The organism is Nonomuraea sp. NPDC052129 (assembly GCF_040680095.1).
GTDB lineage: Bacteria > Actinomycetota > Actinomycetes > Streptosporangiales > Streptosporangiaceae > Nonomuraea.
The window spans coordinates 1-4,604 of record NZ_JBFAVX010000078.1 but is presented as its reverse complement, the minus strand read 5'-3'; the positions used below and the strand labels follow the sequence as shown (position 1 = coordinate 4,604).

Sequence of the window (4,604 nt, the reverse complement as noted above, 5' to 3'; positions counted from 1 at the left end):
CCGGGCGGCGTGCTGGTCAGCTACGCCTCCATGGGCCGGCCAGGACACGTGCTGGCCGACACTGTCCGCGGCGCGCTGCGCAACAGAATGCCGAACCTGCTGCCTGGCAAGCGCACGGCCCTCTGCACGCTGCCCCGGGAGATCTCCGCGGACCGTTCTGACCCCGGTTGCCATAGCGATGAACATATGTTTACTATAGTAAACGTGTGTTCATCACCTTCGGCGGATCTGACCGCCCAGGCCAAGATCCGTAACGCCGCCATCGCGCACTTCGCCGGCGACGGCTTCCAGAAGACGAACCTGCGCGCCATCGCGGCCACCGCGGGGGTGAGCGCCGCCCTGGTCATCCGGCACTTCGGCAGCAAGGACAACCTGCGGAGCGTCTGCGACGAGCACGTCCTGCAGATCCTGGTGAGGAGGGCCCGGACTGCGGCTGACCTGGTCGGCGTGCGGGATCTGTCCCAGGAATACCTGTCGGGCTCGGAGGAGTACCGCCTCCATGTGCAGTACATGGTGCGCGCGATCGAGGAGGACTCCTCCGCGGCCACCACGTTCGTCAACACGCTGGTGGAGGAGACCGAGCAGCTCTTCCGGGACGGGATCGCCGGCGGCTCGATGCGCCAGTCCTCCGACGTGCGGGCGCTGGCCGTGCTCACCGTGCTGGTGAGCCTGGCCACGCTGACCATGGCGCTGCCCCTGACCCGCGCGCTCGGCTTCGAGCGGATGGGCCCCGACGTGCTGCGGCGCATCGGGCTGCCCATGCTCGAGATCTACACCCACGGCTTGTACGCCGACGACACCATGCTCAAAGCCGCCCAGACCGCCTGGGAGGCCCATCAGGGAGACGATCTCTAGCCCTCTCCCCATCACCACACAAGGACATCCATGATGACTGAGACTGATGCCATTTCCATGGCCGGATTGGTCAAGTCGTTCGGCCCGGCACGGGCACTGAACGGCCTCGACCTCGTCGTACGGACCGGCGAGGTGCACGGCTTCCTCGGGCCCAACGGCGCGGGCAAGAGCACCACGATCCGGATCCTGCTGGGCCTGATGCGCCCCGACGCGGGCGCCGCCCGGCTGCTCGGCGGCGACCCCTGGACACAGACCGCTGAGCTGCACCGCCGCCTGGCCTACGTGCCCGGCGACGTCACCCTGTGGCCCGGCCTGTCCGGCGGTGAGGCCATCGACCTGCTCGGCCGGCTGCGCGGCGGGCTTGACCGGCGGCGCCGGGACGAGCTGATTGAGCGCTTCGACCTCGACCCGCGCAAGAAGGGCCGCACCTACTCCAAGGGCAACCGCCAGAAGGTGGCCCTGGTCGCGGCTCTGGCCTCCGACGCCGAGCTGCTCATCCTCGACGAGCCCACCTCCGGCCTGGACCCGCTGATGGAGGAGGTCTTCCGGCAAACGGTCCAGGAAGTGCGGCGCGCGGGTGACCGTACGGTGCTGCTGTCCAGCCACATCCTCTCCGAGGTCGAGGCGCTGTGCGACCGCGTCACGATCATCCGCGACGGCCGTACCGTCGAAACCGGCACCATGGCCGAGCTGCGGCACCTCACCCGCACCTCCATCGACGCCGAACTGGCCGCCCCACCGGACGGGCTGGCCGGCCTGCCGGGTGTGCACGGCCTGCGCGCCGACGGCGGCCGGGTACGCTTCAGCGTCGACGCCGCCGCGCTGGACCTCGCACTTCGCCACCTCACCCAGGCCGGCGTGCGCAGCCTGGTCAGCCAGCCTCCGACGCTGGAGGAGCTGTTCCTGCGGCACTACGACCGCGCGACCGCGAACGTCAAGGGCCGGCACGCGGAGGCAGGACGATGAACGCGTTCGCCGGCACGGGAAAGCTCATCCGCGTGGTGCTGCGGCGCGATCGTGTGCTGCTGCCGCTGTGGGTGGCCTTCATCTGCATGATCCCGGTGGTGTTCGTCGGCGCGTTCACCGGCGCGTACCCCACGGCCGAGGCCCGTCAGCACTACTACGAGACCAGCGTCCACACCAGGGCCTTCACCATCGCCTACGGCGTGCTGAACGGCTCCAGCCTCGGCGAGCTCGTCGCCTGGCGGTCGGGGTTCGTGACGTTCATGGTCGCGCTGTTCGCGCTGCTCACGGTCATCCGGCACACGCGTACGGAAGAAGAGGCCGGGCGGCGCGAACTGGTCGGGGCGACCGCGGTGGCGCGGCACGCGAACCTGGCCGCCACTCTGATCGTCACCTGCGGGGCCGCCCTCGTCCTGGGCGTGGCCTCGGCGCTGGCGCTGATCGGCCAGGGCCTGCCCGCCGCCGGCTCCCTGGCGCTCGGACTCGGGTTCACGGTGGCCGCCTGCGCGTTCGCCTCGATCGGCGCGGTGACGGCGCAGCTCACGACTGGCGCGGGCGGCGCGCGCGTCATCGGGATCAGCACGCTCGGCGCCGCGATCCTGCTGCGCGGCGTCGGCGACGTCGCCGCGCAGTCCGGTGACGGGCCTGCCTGGGTGTCCTGGATGACGCCGCTCGGCTGGGCGGAGGCGCTGCGGCCCTACAGCGGCGAACGCTGGTGGGTGCTCGCGCTCGCGGCCGGCGCCGTGCTGGCGCTGATCGTGCTGGCCGTGGCGCTGTCGGAGCGGCGCGACCTCGGCGCCGGCATGTTCCAGGCCCGCCTGGGCCCGGCCGCCGCCGGACCCCGCCTGCGCAGCCCGCTGGCGCTGGCCTGGCGGCTGCACCGCGGGCCGCTGATCAGCAGGCTCGCCGGACTCGCCGTGGTCGGGCTCGTGGTCGGCGCGATGTCGGCGAGCCTTGGGACGCTGATGGACAACGGCGGCGCCGCGGCCCGAGAGGCGCTGGCCCGGCTCGGCGGTCCCGGCACGCTCGTCGACCAGTTCCTCGCCCCCATGATGACCATGCTCGGCCTGGTCAGCGCCTGCTTCGCCATCCAGGCCGCGCTGCTGCTCAGGAACGAAGAGCGCGACGGGCGGGCCGAGCCCCTGCTGGCCACCCCGGTGCGCCGGCTGCGCTGGGCGGGCAGCCACTTCGCGTTCATACTGCTCGGCCCGGCGCTCGGGTTGATCGCCTTCGGGACGGCCGCCGGTCTGGCGCACGGACTCAACACCGGCGACGTCGCCCGTGAGCTGTCCCGCCTCCTAGCCGCCGCTCTCGTGCAACTCCCTGTGGTGTGGGTGTTCACCGGGGTCGCGTTCGCGCTGTTCGGGCTGCTGCCTCGGCTGGTCGCCGGCACGTTCGCGGTGGCCATGGTGAGCATGTTGTTCGGCTGGGTCGGCCTGGAGTTGCAGCTCGACCAGTGGGTCATCGACCTGTCGGTCTTCGAGCACGTACCGAAACTTCCCGGCGGGGTCATGACGGCCACCCCACTGATCGTCATGACCGCCGTCGCGGCGGCCCTCGTCGCGGCCGGCCTGGCCGGATTCACCCGACGCGACATGCCCACCATCTGAGCCTGGAGGACATCATGGGAGTGACCCTTCCTACACTGACCCCGCTGCAGGAAACCCTGTGGGTGACGCTGTGCGGCCGGGCGCTCGACAGCCGCCTGCCAAGCCCCATACTCGGCGACCGCATGGCCTACGAGATCATCCACAAGACCGGCTACGACCACCGCAAACTCCGCTGGAGCGCGGCCTCGGCCATCGACGTCGCCCAGCGCGCCAAGAAACTGGACGAGATCGCGCAGCGGTTCATCGCCCGCCACCCCGACGCGATCGGCATCGACCTGGGAGCCGGCCTCGACACCCGAGCCCTCCGCATCGACCCTCCATCGACAGCGGACTGGTACGACGTCGACTTTCCCGAGGTCGTGGACGCCCGGCACCGGATCATCCCGGAGCGGCCGCACACGCACACCATCGGCGCGGACCTGACCGAGCCCGGCTGGCTGGAGGCGCTGCCCGCCGACCGTCCCGCCGTGATCGTCGCCGACGGCGTGCTGCCCTTCCTCTCCCAGGAAGAGATGATCACGCTGCTGGACCGTCTCACCAGCCATTTTCCCAGTGGGGAGATCGCGTTCAACGTCTACACCCGATTCACCGTCTGGGCCGCGAGACACTACTCCGGCAGCCGGTTCCTGGTCCCCCTCTTCAAGTCCCCCGGCTTCGACCGCCTCGACCCCGTACGGTGGAACCCGCGACTGACCCTGATCCGGCACATCCTGCTCACCCGGGAGCCCGAGGTCGACCAGTTCCCGACGGCCCTGCGCCTGTGGACCCGCCTGTCGGCGCTCAGCGCGGCCTTCTCCAGGCTGGGCACCACGGTCGCGCACTACCGTTTCTGACGATTCCGGCCGGCGACTCACGCCGGGGTCGGGCATCCCGTCTTCTAGTTGTTCGCACAGCGTGTACAGCAACACCGCGTGAGGAACATGCGAGTTCCTGCCGTGCAAGGATCTGAACGCCTGGCAACTATTCGTGGAGACGGCCGGCCCATGCAGCGCTTGCAGCCGCCAGCCCGCACGGATTCAGCCGAAGCGACGACAGTTCAAGGCACCCGTTGGAACCGTGTCGAATGCCTCCGCCATCACCTTCCGAGACCACCGGCAGGGGAAGGTGGATGGTGCCGGGCTTGTATCGGTTTGCTGGAGTCCACACACCCAGCCGTCGAGGCAGCGCGTTCGACGT

At 70.3% G+C, this 4,604-nt stretch carries 4 protein-coding genes; all 4 read left to right on the top strand.

What is annotated here, in order from left to right:
• The first annotated feature begins 204 nt into the window (after positions 1 to 204).
• Genes AB0L53_RS59180 through AB0L53_RS59165 form a run of 4 tightly spaced genes read left to right on the top strand, consistent with a single transcriptional unit; the run spans position 205 to position 4,261 of the window.
• A complete protein-coding gene (locus AB0L53_RS59180; RefSeq protein WP_364015872.1) occupies positions 205 to 855 on the top strand; it encodes a TetR family transcriptional regulator in 651 nt (216 codons plus the stop codon).
• A gap of 33 nt (positions 856 to 888) precedes the next feature.
• The gene (locus tag AB0L53_RS59175; protein WP_357962662.1) at positions 889 to 1,821 is read left to right on the top strand and encodes an ABC transporter ATP-binding protein; all 933 of its coding nucleotides are present in this window, start codon (positions 889 to 891) and stop codon (positions 1,819 to 1,821) included.
• Positions 1,818 to 3,428, top strand: coding sequence for an ABC transporter permease (locus tag AB0L53_RS59170; RefSeq protein ID WP_357962655.1), 1,611 nt, complete (start codon positions 1,818 to 1,820; stop codon positions 3,426 to 3,428). Before AB0L53_RS59175 ends, AB0L53_RS59170 begins: the two co-directional genes overlap by 4 nt.
• Positions 3,429 to 3,442: 14 nt before the next feature.
• Entirely contained in the window at positions 3,443 to 4,261 is an 819-nt protein-coding gene (locus tag AB0L53_RS59165; protein ID WP_358444207.1) for a class I SAM-dependent methyltransferase, read from the top strand.
• Positions 4,262 to 4,604: the final 343 nt, after the last annotated feature.

Coding starts and splice junctions, on each gene's coding strand:
- AB0L53_RS59175 (WP_357962662.1), top strand. CDS start 889: ATGACTGAGACTGATGCCATTTCCATGGCCGGATTGGTCAAGTCGTTC.
- AB0L53_RS59170 (WP_357962655.1), top strand. CDS start 1,818: ATGAACGCGTTCGCCGGCACGGGAAAGCTCATCCGCGTGGTGCTGCGG.
- AB0L53_RS59165 (WP_358444207.1), top strand. CDS start 3,443: ATGGGAGTGACCCTTCCTACACTGACCCCGCTGCAGGAAACCCTGTGG.